Consider the following 21532-nt stretch of genomic DNA (forward strand, 5'->3'; position numbering starts at 1 on the left):
TCTGAAAATATTCCAGGTATATTTTAATCAAAAACCGCCGATGGACGAGCCAGTGCGTTGGGCGGGTTCCCCGGCTTGTTCGCCGCAGGCGTTCCCGCAGGGTAGCAACTGGTGTGCCGATAAAGGCAGAGAAATTATCGGTATATCCTACGGTGAAAAAGGTAAGCATCTATATCAGCATTTATTAGCAATTGTAATTTCATAATGGTGAATTTATGCACGAACTAGGAATTACGCAAAATATTGTGGCAATTGTAAATGAACATGCCAATGGTAACAAAGTGAGCCGAGTTTTATTAGAAATAGGCAAGCTTTCAGCTATTATGCCTGATGGTATCCGTTTTTGTTTTGATATTTGCACTAAAGGTACAGTTTTAGAAGGTGCAGAATTAGAAATTAGAGAAATACCTGGCTTGGCTGAATGTAATCAATGTGGTGCAAAAATTCCTTTAGAAAAACCATTTGGTATTTGTCAATGTGGTAGCGTGGAATTGAATTTACTAACTGGTGAAGAACTAAAACTTAAAGAAATCGAAATAGAGGAAATATGTGTGTAACTTGTGGCTGTTCTGACAATGGAGAAAGCAAAGTCACAAATTTGACAACAGGTGAAGTTAACCATTATCATCACGATGCTTCTCACACTCATACTTTACCTGACGGTACTGTAATTACCCATGATCACAGTCATGATAAGCATTCAGAAGCATCACAAATTCATGCCAAAATGCATGGCACAACGATATCTTTAGAGCAAGATATTTTAGCAAAAAATAACCTACTAGCTGCCCAAAATCGTGGCTGGTTTAAAGGTCGAAATATCCTTGCCTTAAATTTAATGAGTTCTCCTGGTGCAGGGAAAACTACTCTGTTAACTCGCACTATCAATGACTTAAAATCCCAAATATCTATCAGTGTCATTGAAGGCGATCAAGAAACAACCAATGATGCTCAAAAAATAAAAGAAACAGGCTGTAAAGTTGTCCAGATAAACACAGGTACAGGCTGCCATTTGGATGCATCAATGATAGAAAAGGGTTTACAACAACTCAACCCACCGTTGAACTCAGTTGTGATGATTGAGAATGTTGGTAACTTGGTTTGTCCCGCCTTATTTGATTTGGGAGAACAAGCCAAAGTAGTAATTCTTTCTGTTACAGAGGGAGAAGATAAGCCAATCAAATATCCGCATATGTTCCGTGCTAGTCAGGTGATGATTCTGACTAAAATTGATCTGCTATCTTATGTGCAATTTGATGTCCAAAAATGCATAGAATATGCACGACAGGTAAATCCTGAGATTCAGATTTTTCAAGTTTCTGCTACCACAGGCGCAGGGTTACAAAATTGGTATGGATGGTTATCAGAAAAGATAGCTAACTTATCAAAGCTCATTTCTGCATAAATTGTGGAACTTCAGGCAATTTGCTCAAAATGAAATTACGGTTAAGGAAACAACTTAGTAATGATGAGAACGCAGGGACGCGGGAAAAATTAGCTCTATGAATACAACTTACTACAAACACAGATGCACACTCAATACGGTTCGGTTAAGGGGAAAAGGGAAAAGGGGAAAGGTTTAAATTCACCCTTAACCCTTTTTCCCTTATACCATTTCACCTAAATAATGATACAAATACGCGGGTAAGGGTTTAGCAATGCTCATTGGTGTCAACTTAAGCTAAAAGCTATATACGGCGGGCGTTGTACAAATACCTCGCGCCCTCATCCCCTAACCCCTTCTCCCCCAGGAGTTGGGGAACTAAATCTCTTGCTCCCTTCTCCCACAGGGATAGGGGCTGGGAGTGAGGGCGAAACCTTGCACAAGAGCGGGTTTCACGTTAAGTTGTCACGTATGAGCAATGCTAAACCCCTACGAAAAATTTATGTGTATCAGGATTTTCGTGAATTGATATTACCCTTTGCCCAAACTACAAGGGAAATGAAAAGTGCTTATCTGAACTGTATTGGATGCACACTGATATTTATCTGTGTTTATCAATGTGCATCTGTGGTTCGATAAAAAAACATTGACTTTTGCAAGCAGCTTATTCTATTGATTCACTAGGTAGATAATCAGGGTCGATGCCGAGAGAACGCAAATACTCTGCTAACTTTTCTGCTCGGATATTTTCCTGTTCTGCTCGTTCCTCAGCTGTGAAATAGCGATCGCCATGTTCATCATACCAAGACAGAGCTTCTTGTTGAATCCCACCGATTATAGCTTGGTAGCGTGCAATACCCAAACCCACTTCCGGCATCCAGTAAGGTTCACCTATCTGTAATTCATAGTTTCCATCAATCAACTTATACAGTTCAAACGGTTGATGTTGGTCGCGCTGCCAAAATTCGGGATTGTAAATTACATAGTACAACACACCCAGTTGCCGATATATCGCCATTTTTTCATCGTATTCGCCCCCCTGTACGTGGGATACCAGCTCTAAGGTGAGTATGGGAACTACCTCATGTTCTTCCCAGACGGCGTAACTATTGCGCGACTTGCCACCTTTCTTGCGTTCCACTCCTAAACTCAAAAAAGCGTCTGGCACTACAGGTACTCTAGGATTCACCCCTGTGGTATGATAGATTGCCATGTCTACTCCGAAGAACCAATCCATCCGATTTGCCCAAATTAAGTTGAGTAAGAAAAGTAAAACATTGGGCAAAAAATTTTGGTCTTCGTTATCCACTGGGGTATCGTCACTGCAAGGTAGTTCGTCAGTACTTGCTAACGCATTTTTGAGATCAAGTGAGAACATAACCGTTGTCTCGCTGGCGTTGAGTTCTTTTATTATAGGCAGCGAAGAAGACGCGGTGAAGCAAAGACGCGGGGACGCGGAGAAAATTGTCCCCGCGTCCCCGTGTCTCCTTGCCCTCTTAAAGCCAATCTCGATAAGCAGAGATTTCATTCACGCTAATCTCAAACGGCCCACCCTTACCAAATGGGGGATAAACGCGGATTTTGGCGTTAGTGGTAAACCGTTCTAATCTATTGCCTATTTGGGGAATATTGCTGACTATATGCCAGTAAGAGACAATATCAGGGCAATCGATGATTAACATCAGGATAGTAGCATTACTTGTGAGATACCATTGGCATTGAGCTAACAATGTTTGCGTAATGCGATCGCAAGCTTGATAGAAGCATCTGCCAATTGATTGTTCCAGTTCCAGATGCAACATTCCATCCATTTTTGTGACTTCGGTGGGAGGTAAATCATCTGGTGGAAGCAAGGGTAACTTAGACATAATTCCGCACCTCTTGGGTGTAGCGCGTCAAACTCTCCAGGTTTTTTTGCAAATCGCAAGATGAGGGTTTGATTGCCAGCGTGCCTAGATTTAATTCATCCTGAAATAATTTGATTTTGTCTCGACAGGTTTTGACATCACCAATAATTGAGTTCTCCAACAAATAGTCTTCTTCAAAACAAATATTGGTGCGATCAAATGGTTTATGGCCAGTAGAACTTTTCTGCATGACTACAGCTGCATTTGCTGTCATTTTTTGGCTGAATTTGCGGATGAAAGGCAACGCCTCAGTTACTGCTTCGTCGTATGTCCTGGCAACATAAAAGAAACGAGTCAGTATTAGGTCTTCAGAACCACTAGAATTTAAGGCACGGTATTTAGCAACAGTATTCCGCAATCTGGGCAGAGAAAATGGTGGTCCCCCCATTAAGCCGAAGGAATGTTTAGCGGCAAACCCTATACCGTCATCATCCCCACTGGCTACATATACCGGAATCTGTCGTTGCAGAGGTTTTGGGTAAACTGTCAGGCGATCGCATTGATAAAATTGCCCATTAAATGATACATCTGTTTCATATAAAAGCTTCTGAATCAATGCCATTGCCTCTAGCATCTGGGCACGAGATTCACCCATTGATGTGGCAAAATGCTTGTTCTGTTCGGGAAATGGCCCGCCTTTGGCAATCCCAAATAACAATCTGCCATTGCACAGGTTATCCAAGGTGGCAATGTCCTCCGCTACCCTAATCGGGTTATGAAACGGCAGTAACACCGCGGCTGTGCCTAGTTGGATAGTTGAAGTCAAAGCTGCTAAGTGCGCTATCAACACCAACATCGAAGGGCTAAGATTGGATTCACTAAAATGATGCTCACTCACCCAGGCTTCCTCAAAGCCTAAGCTTTCCGCCTGTTTTACCAATGCAACTTGTTCTGTGATGGCACGGCGGGCATCCTGATGATGATTATCGTAATTGCAGAAAAGTCCTGTTTTCATTGTTTGCTGGCGATCGCTATTTTTAAGATGCAGCAACCCAATGTAACTCTAACCATAAGCGGGGATTGTTCTGCTTTAACTTCGACATCGGATCGCGTAACAATCGCCCGGCATTCATACAAACTACTTGAATCAGTCCCATATTATCTGCTATTTCTCTGAGTACGTCTTTTTGGGCTTGTATATCAGGAAGCATTTCTTCCGAACAATAAATCGCTATATACTGCAAACGTCTAGCGGGTTTTCCCCAAAAACAGGTAATGACCTTCACATAACAACTATCAAGTAATTCTCCAACGCTTGGGTAATAGTGAGTGACAACTCTTGTGAATTCTTTGGCTAGGATGTCTTCAGCGATCATAGCAATTGATATTTCTGTAGCGTTCATCACGATATCAATATAACATAAATTGTCAGTCAAAGATGACATTAAGTGCTACTTCTTTAGGAAGAAATATTAAAAATTAACCTTATTTAAAAACATACAAAAAGGAGTGATATTTTATTTGATATCACCCCTGACCTGCTAAATATTTAAAATTATGAATTCAAAATTTTCTACAAGAGCGAATTGTCAAATGTTCAGAGTCAAAAAGTTTTAGATGTAGGGTATATTATGCCGTATTGAATTGTCGATGGTGCGTTACGCTAAAGCGATAACACACCCTACAGTTGAATGTCACTGAAATAAGATGGATTTAGATCCCCGACTTCTTCAAGAAGTCGGGGATCTGAACAGCCATTTTTGCTTAAGTAAGTGACATTCCACCCTACAGTTGAATTTTCTTAACTAAATGTATGTTGAGTGTCCGCTTGCGAAACCTAATATACACAAAATCTAATTCCAAACCTTTTTACAGTGGCGTATCTTAACTCTTGAATACCACTTGACTCTTGACTCTTATCTAGCATTACGTTCAGACACTAAAACTTCTGCGACAAGCTGTGGTAAATCTACAAGGTCAACATATCCATCTGAACCCCGAATAGGTGAGATAAATGTATAATCTGGATCGCAGGCTCCGGTATCGTAGACTTGAATAAACCAGCGATCGGGAAATCCGGCTACACCCAGTTCTACAATGTACCAGCTCTCACCAATCAGACGAGCATTTACAATTGTGAACCACTCTCTGTCGTATTCGGAGATATTCCAATCCGCCATGAGAAACTCGAACGCTATTTGTCCAGCGTCAGTTGCAGTCAATAGCATTGCTACTCCTTAGTTGAAACTTCTGGTTCAGAATCAGGTTCAGAATTGGCAGCTTCAATTTCAGGATACAACCCTAGTTGCTTCGCTAATTCACGACCAATAAAAAATAAAAACTGAGCACTATCTTGATTACCTTCATGTGCAAACACAGTTGCCACTTTTAACACTGCATATACAAAGTCAGAATCAATTAATTCTGGATGTGCTTCTAAAACTTCTGGTTCTTGACCATTAGGGCATTTGAGTAGCTGATCGATTAAATCAAAATATAGGACTTGGCGTTCTTCTGTCATGGTGCCTTTGTTGATTTAGTATGAGTGAATTTGGAATTAATTACTGTTCGATGCTTTGCTGCCACAGCCGTTCTAGCATTTCAACTTGTTCTTGAAAAACAGCATTACGGTAAACAAGATATCTGTCGTAACCAATAATCCCTAACCCAACACAAATGGGGGTTATTAAGAAAAACCATTCCAAGATAGTTGCTAGTTGATATTGCTCTACAGCAGTCAAATTTTGTGTTTCTAGATTGGGATTAGAAGTGCTTATGCTTTCCTGATTGCTAGTGAAAGGTACACCTTCATTTTGGGAAAACAGGAAGTCGTTGGCTCTACTATTATTGTTCACTTCACAAGTTGAATTCTGTGCTTTTACTAACTCTATATGCCGTCCATAAACCATGCTAAATACTAATATCGCTGGAGATAGCACAGCTAAGGTAACTATACAGACTGTGAGAACATTTAAAAGCTTGACCTTCATCTTGGTTTTCCCTTCCTAGGTAGTATGCACCCAGTAAGATATAACTTTTGTTATTTATCTACAAAAATAGAACTGATCCTAAAAAAGTTATCAGTTAACAGTTTGCAATTTTCAGGAGGTTTACTCTGAACTAATTAGTAAACTAGAGTTAGTTGCAAGTAAGCATTGAGTTAATATGACAAATATCTTTTTAAACATATCCCAGTTGATAAATTAGTATTCAGTAATACTGAAATAGTTTATTATTGAGATTAGAACTGACGCACTCAGACCCTAAAATGTAGTTTCTTTTGACAAATAGGGAGTTAAGAAGTCCCCCCTTCATCTCCAGACTGTTGCCTAGGAATGTTGGGGGGTAGAGGGGAATCTCTGCGTAAATCCTATACGTTTTATATCAGCCGCTTTTCTAAATAGCGGTTTAGCTGAGTTGGATCATATTTATTAAAGTTATTAAAGTTGTACTCAAAGGCTGTAACTTTTATCTGATAAGTAATCCAAAAATTATTTAGGGTATGGGTACTAGTATTTTTGGGGCAATGTCCTAGTATTTACGATTTAAGGTTCGGGTCTTTCTGCACTCAACCTCAAAGTCAGACTGACGGCTGATATAAAGATGCTCTTTTGCTAGTTATATACCAGATAAAACTTGTACTCAAAAAATATATTCTCGCCTAAAAATATCCAAAGTCATTAAAAAAAACAATTAAAATTGCCCAAATAAATATTTTGTTCTAGATAAACTAAAAAATCATAAAATCGAATTTAAAATCTTGGATATATCCCAGCTTAATTACTAAATTCAAAAATCGAATTTTAGCAAAAAATAGTAATATTTTAGACAGGGAAACTTTTCAGTTTAAATTATGGAAACTATAACCCTGTAACAAGAATCAATAGAAAAATTTCCGTACTTACTGCCTAAATTGTTCCAATTTTGTGGTTTAGTAAGAGTACATACCTCATGCACTCACTAACACTCAACTATCAATTAAATACATACAAGCTTACTGTTATAAGTAAAAAATACCTGGTGTTCGGATTTAGAATCTTAGGAGTTAATTAATGCGGATTGCAAAAGATGTAACAGAACTTATTGGACGAACTCCTTTAGTTGAACTCAATAAGATACCCCAAGCAGAGGGAGTAGGAGCGAGGATAGTTGCCAAACTCGAAGGTATGAATCCAGCGGCTTCAGTGAAAGACCGAATTGGGTTGAGTATGGTACTCTCGGCAGAAGCCGAGGGTTTGATTGAGCCAGGAAAAACTATTTTAGTAGAGCCAACTTCTGGCAATACAGGAATTGCTCTAGCGATGGTAGCAGCCGCACGTGGCTACCATTTAATTTTGACAATGCCTGAAACCATGAGCAACGAAAGACGGGCGATGCTACGCGCTTATGGTGCAACATTACAGTTAACACCAGGCCCAGAAGGGATGCGGGGAGCAATTCGCAAAGCCGAAGAAATTGTGGCTAACACTCCCAACGCATATATGCTACAACAGTTCCGCAACGCCGCTAATCCCAAGATTCACCGAGAAACCACCGCAGAAGAAATTTGGGCTGATACGGATGGTGAAGTGGATATTGTGATTGCAGGGGTAGGTACTGGTGGGACAATTACTGGGATTGCCGAAGTACTGAAACAACGTAAGCCAAGTTTTCAGGCGATCGCAGTTGAACCTAGCAACAGTCCGGTATTATCTGGTGGGGAAGCTGGGCCGCATAAAATTCAAGGTATTGGTGCTGGCTTTGTTCCTGATGTTCTCAAGCTGGAATTGGTTGATGAAGTGATTCGCGTCAGCGATGAACAGGCGATGGTATTTGGACGACGGTTGGCGAAGGAAGAAGGCTTGTTATCTGGGATATCTTCTGGTGCGGCGTTGTGTGCTGCACTGCAAGTAGCTAAACGTCCCGAAAATGCCGGAAAGCTCATCGTGATGATTCAGCCTTCCTTCGGCGAACGTTATCTCAGCACCTTGATGTTCCAAGATTTGACACTGGAACCTACAGTTGTGCGTTAGTGACAGTAGGTAGGGGCACGGCATCCACAATCGCTAGGTGTATCAAATTATATTACTGGTGCCGTGCCACTACGAAGAATTTATACTCGCTCAACAACTTCATCTTTTTCCCAAATAACTGATTCTTCCATTGTCCCAAGCTCTGCAAAAGCTTTGGCAGCTTTAAGGGTTGTATTCAAGTCAACGCAGGACTTAGCCGGATAAACACCTTCTTGACCCCCAACTATCACGAATTCATCCATATCTGATTTAGATGGGTCAACAAGATAATGAAAACTCTCATTATCAAATGTCAAATACACTATATATTTTCCTAAACCACCACCCACCGCCATGTGAGTTTCGCTGTCTGTTTCTAAAGTTACAAGTGTTTTGTGATGCCCGTCTAACTCTCTAATCGCTGATTCTATTTCTTGCCAGCTATGCGCTTGCTCTAAACTTCCCTTGTTCTGATTACCAATCCAATCTTCAACTGAAAATTTTGTTATAAACATAATTAATCTCACATCAGTGTAATTGTCTGACGACCGCTAGGGCTAATAACTTCTATTTCTTCTAGATCAAGCTGTCTAGCCATTCCTTTCACACCTCCGTTTTGACCACACGCTCTACAAAGATCCCGATCAACTGTTAAACGCGCTTTTCCTCCTCTTAATCCTGCATCAAAAGCTTGTTGAAAGGTATCAGCTTCAGCGTGTGTGCGACTAATTGGATTTACTTTAAGTGTAATCTTTCTGCGATTGGGGTTACTGCCTGCACTGATATCAAAAAATACACTACCACCTATCTCTAACTTTGCAATTGTAGCGCGATCGTTTTCACTACCTGCTGGAGGAAGACCAAGCTGTTGCCTATACTCTGCTAATTCTTCAAAAATCAGCAGATATATAAGCTGTTGCACCTCCTGCGCTGAAGCTAAAGTGTTTATATCTGGATTTTTTACTACCTCTTCTGAACCAACGGGACAGCTATAAACTACATAAGTCCATATTCCAGGATTACCGGCTGAAGCACTTTCACCCTCATAAAAAGTAACTGTTCCATCTTCTTCGCACTCATAATAAGCTGAGTAAACATCTTTCCAATCGCAATCTGAGTTTTCTAGCGTCTGTCGAATTTCAGCTAATACTCCAGCAAGATGATGAGGTTCAGTTTCTCTCTGGACTAAACGCTCTCCCTCCCACTCAAAATTGTGTAACTCAAGAGGCATTGCAACAAAGCTTTTAAACAGAATTAAGTTCCAGTTTACTTCCCTATCTAACCTGAGTTCGGGATAAGAAATCCTCAAACCCCTTGATTTTTCGTTGTCTGATCTGAAACTTTGTTTTCATATATTTTCAATAAGGCATGTTGTTGATATTAATCTCATTTGTGAACCTTATTGACGAAACGATTCCACTTTAATCACTTCTTTTACCACTTAGAATTTTGCTCAATCTATACACAATAAGCTTTTTAGCTTCTGGCTTAACCCGAACTCAGGTTATCTAATGATTTCATTGCTGAAGTGATTGAAGAGTTTTAGAGATGCAATTTAATTGAGCTAAGAATGAGTACATTATTTGAGCTACTGGAAAAAATTAAAAGCAAACCAGGGTTATATCTGGGAAGTGCCTCCATTACAAATCTGCGGATGTTTATTCTCGGCTATCGATTTGCGCGTACAGAAGTAGGTATTACCAATACCGAAGCCGAAACTGACTTTTACAAAAACTTCCAACCCTGGCTACAAAACCGCTTATCAATCCGTACAGTTAACGCTTGGGACAAAATTATTTTGCTCACCTGTACTGATGAAAAAGCAGGGTTTAATTATTTCTTTCAACTTTTGGATGAGTTTATTCAACGCGACAAAAGCCAAGATATCGAGCCAATTTTAGCCGAATCAACTGCACAAAATACCGATAAAGTGGCATGAAGCTCTTATAGGTTGGGTTGAACGTAGACGCGTAGCGGCTTCCCGCAGGGTAGTAAAACCCAAAAAACCCCTGGAAATGTTGGGTTTCGTTCCTCAACCCAACCTACGCCTATCGCCTGTTCTCGCTTAACTGTGGGAAATCCCTTTAGGAAATCATCAATGGACTCTCCGCCTTCAAATAATCCAGCAGGGTTTGCACAGGAACTCGCGTTCCGGCGAAGACTGGCGTACCACTCATCACATCTGGCGATGCAGTAATGATTGCTGGCTGACTCATTCTCAACCTTATAAAAGCATTGCTAGGCTGTCTTATTCTAATTTACCCAGATAATCTGTAAGCTTTCTGGCTTTCGTTCGTCGAACTCACGTTAAAAAATGCGATCGTTCCGCTTCTCTACACTCCAAAAGGAAAAAAGAACAAGCATAAAGGACTACTGAAGAATCCTCCCGAACGCGCACACAACACGAAAACCAGTAAGGTAGCTGATGAGGTCGCGCTCCGCCCCATCGTAGTTGAGGCGGGACGCGGAACGGCAGATTCTAGCATTGAAGATCCAAGAACCACCTCGCAGCGCGGCTCTTCCTTCTTTTTGATAAAGTTGATTATTATCATCAAACCACGCACTACCATCTGCTGGCGCTCCTTTATAGGTGCTATGCCAATCATCTTGACACCACTCCCAAACGTTCCCGTGCATATCGTATAATCCAAAGCCGTTGGGTGGAAAACTTCCTACGTCTGTTGTCTGCTGACGATTTTTGCCCTTTGGCTCAGAAGCATAAGTAAAAGTTCCATCATAATTGGCTAACTCTGTTGTAATTGTTTCCCCAAAATGAAACGGTGACGTTGTTCCTGCTCTACAGGCGTATTCCCATTCTGCTTCACTAGGTAAGCGGTATTGCTTGTTTGTATGTTGTGAAAGGCGATCGCAAAACTCCACTGCATCGTACCAAGACACTTTTTCTACTGGTCGGTTGTCTCCTTTAAATTGAGATGGGTTTGCTTGCAGGTCACGGTTAACTTCGGGTAATGCTGCTACTTTTCTCCATTGCGCTTGGGTGACTGGATGTTTACCCATAAAAAATGATTCAATCGTTACTTGATGCTGAGGTTTTTCATTATCTCTTCCTTCCTCTGCTGATGAACCCATCAAAAATTTGCCACTGGGAATCTCAACCATTTCTAAAATGACACCATTGCCTAAGTCTTCAGTAAAATATTGAGATTGACTTTTTTCTCGTTTAACTTCCTGACTTTTAGCATTTACCGTCACCACATCAAAGTTAAATACTTGTAGTTCAGGAGTTACTGACCTGTCTCCCCATGAGGAAGTAACAGACTCAGGATTTCTTGGGGATGTAGAAGACTGTGCCTTTTGCCTGTCAATTCTGATCCATGCTTTCTTTACGTCGGGATCTGACCCCCCAGCAGCCACATTCACCCGCAGCCATAATTGTCTAGCTAATTCCCAATCTCCTATAACTTCAGCTTGATAAGCATCTATTTTCAGTTGATTAATATCATTCAGCGTTGCGTAGTCGGGTAACAAAATTAGGTGTAGTTTTGTAGCAGGTTCGGCTATAGCATAGGGATTTTGCCGCGTTTTCCGATGCATTTGATTGATTGCGGGTACTCTTACTTGTAAATATCTGTCCAATCTTTCTACTGTGGCGCAGTTTCCTTCACCTGCTATTCTCAAACCTTCTAACAAAGCTTGGGTGAATGAGCCATGTTGTAACTGCTCAATTTCATAAGATTTTTGACTGGGACTGCAAGAGTAAAAGGTGACTACTCCCTGATGTTCTTCACCAATACCTTTTCCCAGCCTGCTGCCTTCATCGCGGCAAGCATCTAAAAACAACACTACATTATCTGCCCCACTGCGGCGCAATCTTTGGGTAACAAAATCCACAGAGATTGCTGTATGTTCTACGTCGCCTGGGTCGCTATCTATGAGCATAAGATAATCGCGATCGCCTTCCCGGCAACCATGACCTGCAAAGAAAAACCAGAGATTATCCCCTGGTTCCAAAAGTGGCTTTTCAAAGTTTGCCCGTAAAAATCGCCGCAAGTTACCGTAAGTTGGCTGAGTGGGTATTGGTGGATTGGTGGCAATTGGAGGAGAATCGTCAGTGAAGAGGAAAACTTGATCAAATCTGGCTTCCTTCCCAAACCAATCGCGCATAGCTTCGGCATCTAGTTTCGCGTAATTTAGGTGCTGGAGATTGTTGTATTGATTAATGCCAATTGCGATCGCCCAATTTTTAGCCATTCTGCGTTGGTATGCTCGTCTGATTGCCAGTTTAGGTGTTACTACTGAATAATAGTAATGCAAGAGTCAGGAGAGACGGGATTAATCGCGTCTGTATTGTAGGGTGGAATAGCACTTACTTAAGCAAAAGTTGCTTGCTGCCCAGATCCCCGACTTCTTAAAGGATACAGCTGGCGAATAGGGGGTCAAACCCTACAAGAGCCAACAGGGTTTGGGTGTGAAAAATCAACAAGTCTTCTCAACAAGGTGTGCGTTAAATCAGCGCACCTTTTTGAGCATGAAAATTGAAGACCAAGGCAGTTTGAACTATCCCTGGAAAACAAATGATCATAAATTTGAAGGCTTGTTAGTTAAGCACAATGAAGACGTAATCGAGCAAAAGAACTACTACGAGTGCGAGCCACAGTCGCATGATGAGACCAGTCAAAAAACCGACTTAAATTGATGGCACAAGCAGTGGCAATATGTTGTAAATGAGTCTTGGCGAGTCCAAAATATCTTGTTCGTCGCAAATCAAATCTGCCGACAGCTTGGGAAATAGTACCCTCAACACCAGCGCGATCGTGCATAGTTTTGTTGAAACTGTGGAGTTTGTTGTTGATGACGACGTTCCATGAGTGCCTGATATTCCTCACGCGGTCGCAACTTAATTTTGCGTGCCGCAGTAGCAGAAGAAGTACACAGATTTCTGAGTGGACAAGCAGCACAAGTCTGACGGTCAAAAACAATTTCAATTAAGGAATTGTGATGAGAGTCACGGGCAGTACGCCATAAACGATTGGAATTGCCTTGGGGAGAGATGGCAACTTGTTTGTCCCAATCAATCACAAACGCATTGACATCGAAACCTGTTTTGAACTTAGCTTGCCAACTCGGATCTACAGCCACTGGCCCAACGAGTGAAACTTGATAAGCCTGATGACTTTCAACTAATTGATAGGCATCTACATAAGCGGCATCCACATAATGTTCCTGTGGTAACAAGTCTTTTTGCGCCAACTGTTGATGAATTATCGATGTGATTTCCCCATCAGGAGTTGTGGCTGCTGTTGTTTCGACATGGGTAATCAGATTTGGGGTTGACTCATCACAGGTTTCACTCAGATGTACTTTATATCCCGTCCAATTGATCTCGCGTTTACTACTATTGCGAGCCTCGATATCATAGAGGGATTCAATACAAATTGAATTGGGTGGTAATCCTGTCTGCTCTGGATTTCGCCATACCAATCCATTGTGGTCAAATGTGTACTGCTTTATCCAAATTTTCCTTAATATCTCGACACTATCCAATTCCTGTAAATTGTCTTGGCTCTCACTACTAAACCAAATATGATGCAGCAGATAATGTCCATCAAATCCAATTTTTAGTGCTAATTCTGAGCGTTCTTTTTTGTCTTTTGGTAAGCGATAATTATCAAATCTCTGACTGTATCTCTCAAACCACTCATCACTGATAATTGCTTTCAACCATCTGGGTGCTACTTCTGCTATCGAGTTTAAGGCGGCTCTGATAGTTTCTCCTACCAATTCTAATCGATTTAGTTGTCGGATTGCTGCTATTACTTGTGTTGAATCTGTTCTTTGCTTTCCTCGCTGTTTGATCAGTTTTTTTTCTTGAAACTTTACTAACATCAAATCTCACAGTTTGTTTGCCAAACCATGCTCACATAATCGCCCGCGAAATTCGCTCAACACACTACAATCAAACCCTGAATCTGTGAGCTCTAACCCAAGTGCATATTTCCAGTCTATTCTACTCCTGACTGCATCCGCCGCTTGCCTGTCACTTAGGCCTTCGGCAAATTGCATCACTGTGATTAGCGCCAACTTTCCTGGCGACATCGCTGATTTGCCACAACCTATGGCAAATCAGGCAGCAAATTCTCTATCTGCGTATAACACTCCCAATTCGTCGTACATTTTCATATACATATTTCCGAGTGGGAATGACGCTCGTGCTATTTTTGCTATCTGTGCTGGTATTTCCCATTGATTCACAGGATGCAGTGTCATACGCAGCTATAAGAATATACTCTACTGTTGGTATCTTCTTAGAAGCTGCACTAGGTTTGTCAGGGGGTATTACCCCCTATTCGCCAGCTGTATCCTTAGAGAAGTCGGGGATCTTATCCCTCACAACTCGTCATAACTTTTACGATGAACCACTGTTTAAAAGGCGAAGACAGCGCAACTACGAACATTTCTATTACATCATTTTAGATGTGTCAGTCCACTACAAACATTAAAATTAATATTGGAAATTAAATAAAAATAGATGAACTCATGACTACATCTGTAAATACCACCAAAGTCTACGACGAAATTATAGATTTTATTGCAGCTGGAACTACTCCCCAAAGTGTAGTTAAGTTTCAACTTTCGGATTCAACAAAAGAGCGTTTAGAGTATATAGTCTACCAACACAAAATGGGGCAATTAACGCCAGAAGAAAAAAAAGAGTTAGATTATTTCCTCACGCTAGAGCATATTATGACACTAGCAAAAGCAAAGGCTCATCAGTATCTCAGTGCGGAGTAATTCTTTAAAGTGTCTAATCCTTACATTAATGTAGAATTGCGGCGTTTGGTTGCTCATCGCGCTGATTATATCTGTGAGTACTGTCTTGTCTCTGAAGTAAATAGATCGTCTGGTTGTCAAGTTGACCATATAATCAGCGTTAAACATGGCGGTTCAACAACAGCCGATAATCTCTGCTATGCCTGTATTTTCTGTAATCTGCAAAAAGGTAGCGATTTGGGTTCAATTAATTGGCAGACTGGAGAACTTGTGCGGTTTTTCAACCCACGTAGAGATTTTTGGGGAGAGCATTTTCAACTAATTGATGCTGTGTTCAACCAATCACAGATATTGGCGAAGTGACAGCACGGATTCTAGATTTTAACAGTGATGAAAGGATTCTAGAACATCAAGCTTTGAGAGCAGCTGGTCAGTATCCTTCGTCATCTGCACTAAAAAGGATAAATAAGTAAAGTAATTGTGTGCGATCGCATCCTTGACTGGGCATTCTATACTTAGCATTTCTCGCTACCTAAACCTAGAATTACCTCAGTAACAATACGATGGCTTATCAAAACATCACTGGCTCCATTTCACCGCAAGATATCCAAGAAATTAAAGCGGCGCTACAGACCATCCAAAAAAAGCTACCCTTTTTAATCACTCTCAGCAACGAAGAACGACGTAGATTGTTAAAAATGGGTGATAAAAGCCTTGCATTTGTGAACAATAGCGTCACTGCTGCTCAGTCAAACCGTGAAATTCTCCCAGCCAGTTTTGATGTTGAGGAACTTGTCCGGGATTATCAATTAGCCTCCGCACTCACCGAAGTTTTAACCTCAATGCGCCAAATTACTGAACAAGTAGATGATACTTTGCTAGCAGTCGGTAGCGAAGCTATGACTAGCAGTTTGACTGTTTATGACTATGTAAAGACAGCGGCGAAAAAGACTCCAGGTTTAAAAACTGTGGCTGAACAATTAGGCGAACGCTTCAAAGCTATCAAAAATAAATCGGCTAAAGTCGCATCTGGTTCGTGAGTAGTAAATCCTCATCGTAGCTATTTTCTAGTACAACAACTAGATTTTTTTATCTCACGCAAAGGCGCAAAGGCGCAAAGAAGATGCCGCAATTGTGGTTTACATGGATAAAAAATGCTGTGATGAGGCTTTTTTGTTCGTCAGCGAGGCTTTTTTGCTCGTCAGCGAGGTTATTTTGCTCGTCAGCGAGGCTTTTTTGCTCGTCAGCGAGGCTTTTTTGCTCGTCAGCGAGGCTTTTTTGCTCGTCAGCGAGGTTATTTTGCTCGTCAGCGAGGCTTTTTTGCTCGTTATGCAATCAAGGGGTGAGTTGATTGTGGGGATAAATGCGATCGCTAAAGAACTTGCAATTAAAAAAATACCGCAATGGTAGGGGCACGGCATAGATAAGATATCTGTTTCACTGAAAGTTTTTGGATGCCGTGCCCCTACAGTGTATTTCATTCAAATATGAATTAATCACAAAAGTATATAGATTTACAGACAGCAAATACTAAAACAAAGTTAAGAAACTAGGTTTTTAACCTAGCAAAATAATAAAATGAGAAACGTAACTGCATATACAGATATTCCATTTGTTGCCTCGTTTACCTCATATTTGTAAGCAGCTGAGTACAGCTTAATATATCGCAAAATAAGTTAGATAAAGAGTTGCGAAGTGTTACAGCTAGAGGGTTTTGTGATGAGTACAGAAAATCTTAACCCCCTACCTCATAAATACTAGTACCCCTAACATAAAAAGCTAGCACCCTTACCCCAAGATAAATTTTAAATCTTGCTGCAATGGGGGTTGCAGAGGTTGAGTACAAGCTTAATCAATTCAATAAATCCAATAGACATCGGATAGACTGTCATCTTTGAAGCTGCCTGATATAAGCATAAAAATAACACACGGCTCTTGAACCAGACAGTACCGATGCAACAGACATTAAATAGTATCAGAAATTCTCCGACTGCTATTAAGCCGGATTCTGCAAATACCTCCCTGCTGAAAAATCTACTCTCTGGCAATTTTTTTGAGCCATTATTGAGTGATTTTAAAATCATTTTTGAACGCGATCCGGCAGCGCGTAATTGGCTAGAGGTAGTATTTTGCTACCCAGGATTGCACGCTATATGTTTGCATCGTCTTGCTCATTGGTTGCATCGTCGCCGGGTGGTGTTCATCCCCCGCTTGATTTCTCACATCGGACGGTTTTTAACAGGAATTGAAATTCATCCTGGTGCAGATATTGGCAAAGGTGTATTTATCGACCACGGTATGGGTGTTGTCATTGGCGAAACTGCTATAGTAGGCGACTATACGCTGATTTATCAAGGTGTTACCCTTGGTGGGACTGGAAAAGAAAGTGGTAAGCGCCATCCTACCTTAGGCAATAACGTTGTGGTAGGTACAGGTGCAAAGATTTTAGGCAATATTCAAATTAGCGATCGCGTCCGGGTTGGCGCAGGTTCAGTTGTATTGCGGGATGTCCCAGCAGATTCTACTGTTGTTGGCATTCCCGGTCGAATTATTTCCCGCAAGCAAGGCGAACCGCTAGAACACGGTAAACTACCCGATGTTGAAGCTAGCGTGATTCGCTCGTTACTTTCTCGTATAGAACAACTCGAACAACAACTGCAAGAGTTAAGAGTCCAGAGTCAAAAGTCTACAGCCAACAACAAATGACAAATGATCAATGACAAGTGACAAAGGACAATTGCTAATGTTACCACCTAGTAGTTATAACGCCTTAGGCGATCAAGTTTTGCAAATACCATTTAGCGATCGCTGGCGAATCTATTACCGCTTGCAAGAATTAATGATTCCCTGTTCCTGTCCGGCTGATGGTTCATTACGGGTGCAAGTGAATAGTCTGCAAGCCGCGATGCTCGTTCGGAGTACTGTAATGCAATTTCTAGCTTCTCGCCAGGAGTTAGTAGATTGGTTGGAACGCTGTTGGCACTATACTGCTGAGTCTTGAGAACAAGATTCCATAAAATCTAAAATCCAAAATTGAATATTGTCAGCATTTATTGAGAATTTTTGCACATATGCATAATCATCTCTGAGGTTTAGAAGTAGAAGCTACTGTTCACTTGCGAATTTTATTGCAGACTGAGAAACTAAGGTATCAAGTAAAAATAAGTAGTGCGAGCCGAAAAGCTCGCGCGGGCTTTCCGGCCCGCACTACAAATATTGAATTGTTCAACTTATTTTTACACGACTCCAAACGCCAATTTCCTAAACTTCGGCAACAGATTCAAACTCACAAAACCCAGATTAAATCTGAAGCCTCTTAATTACAAATTGGTATAACTTCTCACTTTACGTTGAATCCCATCTGCTAAATCTGAAATTTTCTTGACATATTTTGGCAAATAAAAAGGTGAAGTTACAAATGAAGAGTTGTGATTTCAAATTTTTAATTTCCGCCACCATCAAACAGTGTAAAAGTCCGATATGTTCATCCGTAACAGCAATATAGAATTACTCAACCTTTTGCATAATGAACTTGAACTTTCCAGCGCCGATATTGCTGTCGCGCTCAAACATCGTGAATTGGACAATGGGCCTTTACCAATGCTGCTTTGGCAGTATGGACTAGTTGATTTAGAGCAGCTTGAACGTATTTTAGATTGGTTAGATGAGCAAATTTAACTTTTATTCGTCATTTGTCATTTGTCATTGGTCTAACAGATATTGCGACTCTACAAGGTAAAGATTTTCCGGAGTAAAAAGAAATTGTAAATGATACCAAATTTTGGTTTTCTGTCATACAGATATCTTGGGTGGAAGTGGATCATAATGAAGAGTCATGAATCATGACTTCTAAGATTCTTAAGCATTTACCATCACCCTTGTAGAAATTATATAGGCATTTACCATTAGTGGCGATTGCAGATAACCAGTTATGCAATCGAGAAACAATATTAAGAATAATACCCATAGTGAGATATTTGAGATGAGTCAAATCCTAATTAATGACACTACATTACGTGATGGCGAACAAGCAGCCGGCGTTGCTTTTAACTTAGAAGAGAAAGTTGCGATCGCTAAGTTCCTAGACGCCATTGGTGTTCCCGAATTAGAAGTCGGTATTCCAGCGATGGGTGAGGAAGAAACACGAGCTATCTCAGCAATTTCTAACTTGGGTTTGCAAGCCAAATTACTCGGCTGGAACCGCGCTGTCATATCCGATATTAAGGCTTCTCTAGTTTGCGGTTTACAGCGAGTACATATTGCCATTCCTGTTTCTGGTATCCAAATCGCTGCCAAATTTCATGGACAGTGGCGAGTAAGTCTGCAAAAACTCAAAGACTGTGTTAGCTTCGCCGTTGATAACGGTCTTTGGGTAGCAGTAGGAGGAGAAGATTCTTCCAGAGCTGATGAAAACTTCCTCTTAGACGTAGCGCTTTATGCTCAAGAATGGGGCGCATCGCGGTTTCGCTTTTGCGACACTGTTGGAGTTCTCGATCCTTTTAGTACTTACACTAAAGTCAAGCGGCTAGCTTCAGCTTTAATGATTCCGCTAGAAATCCACACCCACAATGATTTTGGTTTGGCTACTGCCAATGCGCTTGCTGGTATCAAAGCCGGAGCATCATCAGTTAATACCACGGTCAACGGCTTGGGTGAACGAGCTGGAAACGCGGCTTTAGAAGAAGTTGTTATGGCCGTCAAACGCATTTACGGCCATGATTTAGGTATTGACACTCCCAGGTTGCTGGAATTATCTCAACTAGTTGCTTCCGCATCAGGTTGCACTGTTCCACCTTGGAAAGCCATTGTTGGTGAAAATACCTTCGCTCACGAATCTGGAATTCATGCTCATGGTGTGTTGCAAAACCCTGTTACCTACGAACCATTTGCGCCGGAAGAAGTAGGTTGGGAACGCCGTTTAGTAGTTGGTAAACATTCTGGTCGTCACTTGGTATCTAGCGTTCTAGAACAACACGGAATCTTCCTCAACTCACAAGAAACCCAGACTGTTTTAGATGCAGTCCGCCAGCAGTCAACTCAGAAAAAACGTAGCCTGACTACAGAAGAATTGTTGAATTTAGCCAGAGAACAGAGGTATTCTCATGCAACCCGATGAATTAGAACTTGACTTGCCACCTATTTTTGAAATCGGCCAAAAAGTACGACTGCGTAAGTTAATCAAAAACGATGGCACATTTCCCGGTCAAGACATCGGGGTAGTTTTAGCCAAAAAGGGAGAAGTTGGCTACGTTGCGAGTATAGGCACATATTTGCAGAGATCCTATATTTATGCCGTGCATTTCTTAGATACAGGGTTCGTCATTGGTTGTCGCAAAAAAGAACTAGAATCTGTTGAGGAAATTAATGAAAGTAATGCTACGGATGAATGATGCTGGTCATTTGGTTGTCTACGTCGCTAAAAAAGATTTAGAAGAAGAAGTAGTCAAACAAACAGACGGCGCAGAGGGGAAGATTCTCACCTTAGCTAATGGCTGGGAATTAGAATTTCGTGAATTGCCAGACCAAAACAGTTTACCTCTAACAGTAGAAGCTAAACGCCTCGCCTAAAATGATCGTGGGGGAGATAGAAATTGGGGAAGCATCTATCTCTTATATCATGTCCTACTAATTTACTTTATTGCTATAGTTATCTAATTTGGTTTGTAATTTGTCATTGGTAACAAGCCAATAATTAGGTAATGCTATAGTAATTTAAATCCGAGAATATCATGTACATTTAAATATACATAATGTAGACTAATGCGGCAACACCAAAAGTTTATATTATTGTTAATTTATTAGACATGATATAGGTATTTTATTGGACATGATATCACCCGTTTAGATTCAGGTTGAACTAAGTTTAATTTTGAATTGTGAGTTGCTGAACATGGGTGAAAAATATCGGACATTATCGGAATTGAACCTTGAGGGTAAATTCCTTGGTTTCGTTGGCGATGAAGGGAAATTTAAATATTTGCGATTAGCAATTCCTGCTGGAAATTTACAAGTAAAACTTCCGAAGGAGTTACGCGTTTCTTTAGGTTCCACTTTAGTACCTGGAGAACATATTCGCGTCGATGGTATTAGCCAACTAAACCCGCATACAGGTAAAATAACATTCAAAGCATTCCGGGTAAAAGCAACTGGTGTTTGCCCTATAGAAAATTTATCACCACAAACCAAAGCAAAAATCATGGTTTGTCAAAAATCTGGTTGTATGAAGCGGGGTGGTAAAGGTTTATTGTCAGAATTAGAAAAAACTTTGTGCGATCGCGGTTTAATCGACAAAGTAACTATTGAACATACAGGCTGTCAAAAACGCTGTAGCAGTGCGCCTAACTGCGTTGTGCGGATTGGTAAAAAGCAATACAAGAAAATGCATCCAGATGCGATCGCATCTCTGTTGGAAAATCACTTAACTTAAGTCCAAGCTTCTTTTTAAATGTATACATTTTTTGTTAAAGGGTAAAACTTTTACCCTTTATTTGTTGTTGTTATTATCACCACTATTGATTGTTTATATAGCAATCCTAAATGGTTCATGAGAAAACACCATATTCATGGAGCTTAGGAAA

26 protein-coding genes and 3 pseudogenes are annotated in these 21532 nt (G+C 40.8%); 17 read left to right on the forward strand and 12 right to left on the reverse strand.

Going from position 1 to position 21532, the window contains the following annotated elements:
• Positions 1–40 precede the first annotated feature (40 nt).
• The 3 genes from BV375_RS36500 to hypB are packed head-to-tail and all read left to right on the forward strand — an operon-like array spanning position 41 to position 1405.
• A complete protein-coding gene (locus BV375_RS36500; RefSeq protein WP_166507362.1) occupies positions 41–205 on the forward strand; it encodes a hypothetical protein in 165 nt (54 codons plus the stop codon).
• Between the two features lie 10 nt (positions 206–215).
• Complete coding sequence (gene hypA / locus BV375_RS03675; protein WP_086757375.1) at positions 216–557, forward strand: hydrogenase maturation nickel metallochaperone HypA; 342 nt, start codon at positions 216–218, stop codon at positions 555–557.
• Positions 548–1405 carry a hydrogenase nickel incorporation protein HypB gene (hypB, locus tag BV375_RS03680; protein WP_086757377.1) on the forward strand — a complete coding sequence of 286 codons (858 nt, stop codon included), beginning with the start codon at positions 548–550 and terminating at the stop codon, positions 1403–1405. The genes hypA and hypB overlap by 10 nt, the downstream gene beginning before the upstream one ends.
• Positions 1406–2048: 643 nt before the next feature.
• Here the strand turns inward: hypB and BV375_RS03685 are convergent.
• From BV375_RS03685 to BV375_RS03715, 7 genes are all read right to left on the reverse strand, one after another.
• Entirely contained in the window at positions 2049–2762 is a 714-nt protein-coding gene (locus BV375_RS03685) for a Uma2 family endonuclease (protein ID WP_086757379.1), read from the reverse strand.
• Between the two features lie 118 nt (positions 2763–2880).
• Positions 2881–3252, reverse strand: coding sequence for a hypothetical protein (locus BV375_RS03690; protein ID WP_086688076.1), 372 nt, complete (start codon positions 3250–3252; stop codon positions 2881–2883).
• Positions 3245–4246 carry an LLM class flavin-dependent oxidoreductase gene (locus tag BV375_RS03695; RefSeq protein ID WP_086757421.1) on the reverse strand — a complete coding sequence of 334 codons (1002 nt, stop codon included), beginning with the start codon at positions 4244–4246 and terminating at the stop codon, positions 3245–3247. The genes BV375_RS03690 and BV375_RS03695 overlap by 8 nt, the downstream gene beginning before the upstream one ends.
• Positions 4247–4268: 22 nt before the next feature.
• Positions 4269–4634 carry a hypothetical protein gene (locus tag BV375_RS03700; RefSeq protein WP_086757423.1) on the reverse strand — a complete coding sequence of 122 codons (366 nt, stop codon included), beginning with the start codon at positions 4632–4634 and terminating at the stop codon, positions 4269–4271.
• Between the two features lie 513 nt (positions 4635–5147).
• Positions 5148–5459: a hypothetical protein gene (locus BV375_RS03705; RefSeq protein WP_086757380.1), complete on the reverse strand. Its 312-nt coding sequence runs from the start codon at positions 5457–5459 to the stop codon at positions 5148–5150.
• A gap of 2 nt (positions 5460–5461) precedes the next feature.
• Positions 5462–5752, reverse strand: coding sequence for a hypothetical protein (locus BV375_RS03710; RefSeq protein ID WP_086757381.1), 291 nt, complete (start codon positions 5750–5752; stop codon positions 5462–5464).
• Positions 5753–5792: 40 nt separating this feature from the next.
• A complete protein-coding gene (locus BV375_RS03715) occupies positions 5793–6221 on the reverse strand; it encodes a hypothetical protein (protein WP_086757383.1) in 429 nt (142 codons plus the stop codon).
• Positions 6222–7283: 1062 nt separating this feature from the next.
• Between BV375_RS03715 and cysK the strand changes: the two genes are divergently transcribed.
• A complete protein-coding gene (cysK, locus tag BV375_RS03720; RefSeq protein ID WP_086757385.1) occupies positions 7284–8243 on the forward strand; it encodes a cysteine synthase A in 960 nt (319 codons plus the stop codon).
• Positions 8244–8323: 80 nt separating this feature from the next.
• On the opposite strand, the gene BV375_RS03725 is transcribed toward cysK, so the two are convergent.
• Both BV375_RS03725 and BV375_RS37475 read right to left on the reverse strand, forming a co-directional pair.
• Complete coding sequence (locus tag BV375_RS03725; RefSeq protein ID WP_086757387.1) at positions 8324–8737, reverse strand: Imm1 family immunity protein; 414 nt, start codon at positions 8735–8737, stop codon at positions 8324–8326.
• Between the two features lie 8 nt (positions 8738–8745).
• Entirely contained in the window at positions 8746–9453 is a 708-nt protein-coding gene (locus tag BV375_RS37475; RefSeq protein ID WP_208099043.1) for a deaminase, read from the reverse strand.
• Between the two features lie 339 nt (positions 9454–9792).
• Here BV375_RS37475 and BV375_RS03735 point away from each other — a divergent pair, with 339 nt between their 5' ends.
• A complete protein-coding gene (locus BV375_RS03735; RefSeq protein WP_086757389.1) occupies positions 9793–10161 on the forward strand; it encodes a hypothetical protein in 369 nt (122 codons plus the stop codon).
• 5 nt (positions 10162–10166) lie between these two features.
• Here the strand turns inward: BV375_RS03735 and BV375_RS03740 are convergent.
• From BV375_RS03740 to BV375_RS03750, 3 genes and pseudogenes are all read right to left on the reverse strand, one after another.
• Positions 10167–10438 (reverse strand): annotated as a pseudogene (locus tag BV375_RS03740) (DUF433 domain-containing protein).
• A gap of 154 nt (positions 10439–10592) precedes the next feature.
• Positions 10593–12434 carry an SUMF1/EgtB/PvdO family nonheme iron enzyme gene (locus BV375_RS03745; protein WP_086757391.1) on the reverse strand — a complete coding sequence of 614 codons (1842 nt, stop codon included), beginning with the start codon at positions 12432–12434 and terminating at the stop codon, positions 10593–10595.
• Positions 12435–12784: 350 nt separating this feature from the next.
• Positions 12785–14450: pseudogene (locus BV375_RS03750) on the reverse strand (IS1182 family transposase).
• Here BV375_RS03750 and BV375_RS36505 point away from each other — a divergent pair.
• The 12 genes and pseudogenes from BV375_RS36505 (at position 14384) to BV375_RS03805 (ending at position 21381) form a co-directional block, all read left to right on the forward strand.
• Positions 14384–14683: a hypothetical protein gene (locus BV375_RS36505; protein WP_166507359.1), complete on the forward strand. Its 300-nt coding sequence runs from the start codon at positions 14384–14386 to the stop codon at positions 14681–14683. The pseudogene BV375_RS03750 and the gene BV375_RS36505 sit on opposite strands and share 67 nt — an antisense overlap.
• A gap of 37 nt (positions 14684–14720) precedes the next feature.
• Complete coding sequence (locus BV375_RS03755) at positions 14721–14975, forward strand: hypothetical protein (RefSeq protein ID WP_086757393.1); 255 nt, start codon at positions 14721–14723, stop codon at positions 14973–14975.
• A gap of 9 nt (positions 14976–14984) precedes the next feature.
• Positions 14985–15427: pseudogene (locus tag BV375_RS03760) on the forward strand (HNH endonuclease signature motif containing protein).
• 90 nt (positions 15428–15517) lie between these two features.
• Positions 15518–15994 carry a hypothetical protein gene (locus BV375_RS03765; RefSeq protein WP_086757395.1) on the forward strand — a complete coding sequence of 159 codons (477 nt, stop codon included), beginning with the start codon at positions 15518–15520 and terminating at the stop codon, positions 15992–15994.
• Positions 15995–16088: 94 nt separating this feature from the next.
• A complete protein-coding gene (locus tag BV375_RS03770; protein ID WP_143841978.1) occupies positions 16089–16364 on the forward strand; it encodes a hypothetical protein in 276 nt (91 codons plus the stop codon).
• A 543-nt stretch (positions 16365–16907) separates the two neighbouring features.
• Positions 16908–17660 (forward strand): serine O-acetyltransferase, encoded by a 753-nt coding sequence (gene cysE, locus BV375_RS03775; protein ID WP_086757399.1) that lies wholly within the window; start codon positions 16908–16910, stop codon positions 17658–17660.
• A gap of 37 nt (positions 17661–17697) precedes the next feature.
• Positions 17698–17955 (forward strand): Asr1405/Asl0597 family protein, encoded by a 258-nt coding sequence (locus BV375_RS03780; protein WP_086757430.1) that lies wholly within the window; start codon positions 17698–17700, stop codon positions 17953–17955.
• Positions 17956–18434: 479 nt separating this feature from the next.
• Entirely contained in the window at positions 18435–18632 is a 198-nt protein-coding gene (locus tag BV375_RS03785) for a DUF2949 domain-containing protein (protein WP_086757401.1), read from the forward strand.
• A 304-nt stretch (positions 18633–18936) separates the two neighbouring features.
• Complete coding sequence (gene nifV / locus BV375_RS03790) at positions 18937–20070, forward strand: homocitrate synthase (protein ID WP_086757403.1); 1134 nt, start codon at positions 18937–18939, stop codon at positions 20068–20070.
• Positions 20057–20344 (forward strand): nitrogen fixation protein NifZ, encoded by a 288-nt coding sequence (locus BV375_RS03795; protein WP_086757405.1) that lies wholly within the window; start codon positions 20057–20059, stop codon positions 20342–20344. The genes nifV and BV375_RS03795 overlap by 14 nt, the downstream gene beginning before the upstream one ends.
• The gene (gene nifT, locus BV375_RS03800; protein ID WP_086757407.1) at positions 20319–20522 is read left to right on the forward strand and encodes a putative nitrogen fixation protein NifT; all 204 of its coding nucleotides are present in this window, start codon (positions 20319–20321) and stop codon (positions 20520–20522) included. Before BV375_RS03795 ends, nifT begins: the two co-directional genes overlap by 26 nt.
• A 322-nt stretch (positions 20523–20844) precedes the next feature.
• On the forward strand, positions 20845–21381 hold the full coding sequence (locus BV375_RS03805) for a (2Fe-2S) ferredoxin domain-containing protein (protein WP_086757409.1): 537 nt from the start codon (positions 20845–20847) through the stop codon (positions 21379–21381).
• The last annotated feature ends 151 nt before the right edge of the window (positions 21382–21532 follow it).

The sequence above is a fragment of the Nostoc sp. 106C genome (assembly GCF_002154725.1).
Classification (GTDB): domain Bacteria; phylum Cyanobacteriota; class Cyanobacteriia; order Cyanobacteriales; family Nostocaceae; genus Aulosira.

Bases quoted from the DNA above. Each gene is read 5' to 3' on its own strand.
- BV375_RS36500 (WP_166507362.1), top strand. From the start codon at position 41: ATGGACGAGCCAGTGCGTTGGGCGGGTTCCCCGGCTTGTTCGCCGCAG.
- hypA (WP_086757375.1), top strand. From the start codon at position 216: ATGCACGAACTAGGAATTACGCAAAATATTGTGGCAATTGTAAATGAA.
- hypB (WP_086757377.1), top strand. From the start codon at position 548: ATGTGTGTAACTTGTGGCTGTTCTGACAATGGAGAAAGCAAAGTCACA.
- BV375_RS03685 (WP_086757379.1), bottom strand. From the start codon at position 2,762: ATGTTCTCACTTGATCTCAAAAATGCGTTAGCAAGTACTGACGAACTA.
- BV375_RS03690 (WP_086688076.1), bottom strand. From the start codon at position 3,252: ATGTCTAAGTTACCCTTGCTTCCACCAGATGATTTACCTCCCACCGAA.
- BV375_RS03695 (WP_086757421.1), bottom strand. From the start codon at position 4,246: ATGAAAACAGGACTTTTCTGCAATTACGATAATCATCATCAGGATGCC.
- BV375_RS03700 (WP_086757423.1), bottom strand. From the start codon at position 4,634: ATGAACGCTACAGAAATATCAATTGCTATGATCGCTGAAGACATCCTA.
- BV375_RS03705 (WP_086757380.1), bottom strand. From the start codon at position 5,459: ATGCTATTGACTGCAACTGACGCTGGACAAATAGCGTTCGAGTTTCTC.
- BV375_RS03710 (WP_086757381.1), bottom strand. From the start codon at position 5,752: ATGACAGAAGAACGCCAAGTCCTATATTTTGATTTAATCGATCAGCTA.
- BV375_RS03715 (WP_086757383.1), bottom strand. From the start codon at position 6,221: ATGAAGGTCAAGCTTTTAAATGTTCTCACAGTCTGTATAGTTACCTTA.
- cysK (WP_086757385.1), top strand. From the start codon at position 7,284: ATGCGGATTGCAAAAGATGTAACAGAACTTATTGGACGAACTCCTTTA.
- BV375_RS03725 (WP_086757387.1), bottom strand. From the start codon at position 8,737: ATGTTTATAACAAAATTTTCAGTTGAAGATTGGATTGGTAATCAGAAC.
- BV375_RS37475 (WP_208099043.1), bottom strand. From the start codon at position 9,453: ATGCCTCTTGAGTTACACAATTTTGAGTGGGAGGGAGAGCGTTTAGTC.
- BV375_RS03735 (WP_086757389.1), top strand. From the start codon at position 9,793: ATGAGTACATTATTTGAGCTACTGGAAAAAATTAAAAGCAAACCAGGG.
- BV375_RS03745 (WP_086757391.1), bottom strand. From the start codon at position 12,434: ATGGCTAAAAATTGGGCGATCGCAATTGGCATTAATCAATACAACAAT.
- BV375_RS36505 (WP_166507359.1), top strand. From the start codon at position 14,384: ATGACGCTCGTGCTATTTTTGCTATCTGTGCTGGTATTTCCCATTGAT.
- BV375_RS03755 (WP_086757393.1), top strand. From the start codon at position 14,721: ATGACTACATCTGTAAATACCACCAAAGTCTACGACGAAATTATAGAT.
- BV375_RS03765 (WP_086757395.1), top strand. From the start codon at position 15,518: ATGGCTTATCAAAACATCACTGGCTCCATTTCACCGCAAGATATCCAA.
- cysE (WP_086757399.1), top strand. From the start codon at position 16,908: ATGCAACAGACATTAAATAGTATCAGAAATTCTCCGACTGCTATTAAG.
- BV375_RS03780 (WP_086757430.1), top strand. From the start codon at position 17,698: ATGTTACCACCTAGTAGTTATAACGCCTTAGGCGATCAAGTTTTGCAA.
- BV375_RS03785 (WP_086757401.1), top strand. From the start codon at position 18,435: ATGTTCATCCGTAACAGCAATATAGAATTACTCAACCTTTTGCATAAT.
- nifV (WP_086757403.1), top strand. From the start codon at position 18,937: ATGAGTCAAATCCTAATTAATGACACTACATTACGTGATGGCGAACAA.
- BV375_RS03795 (WP_086757405.1), top strand. From the start codon at position 20,057: ATGCAACCCGATGAATTAGAACTTGACTTGCCACCTATTTTTGAAATC.
- nifT (WP_086757407.1), top strand. From the start codon at position 20,319: ATGAAAGTAATGCTACGGATGAATGATGCTGGTCATTTGGTTGTCTAC.
- BV375_RS03805 (WP_086757409.1), top strand. From the start codon at position 20,845: ATGGGTGAAAAATATCGGACATTATCGGAATTGAACCTTGAGGGTAAA.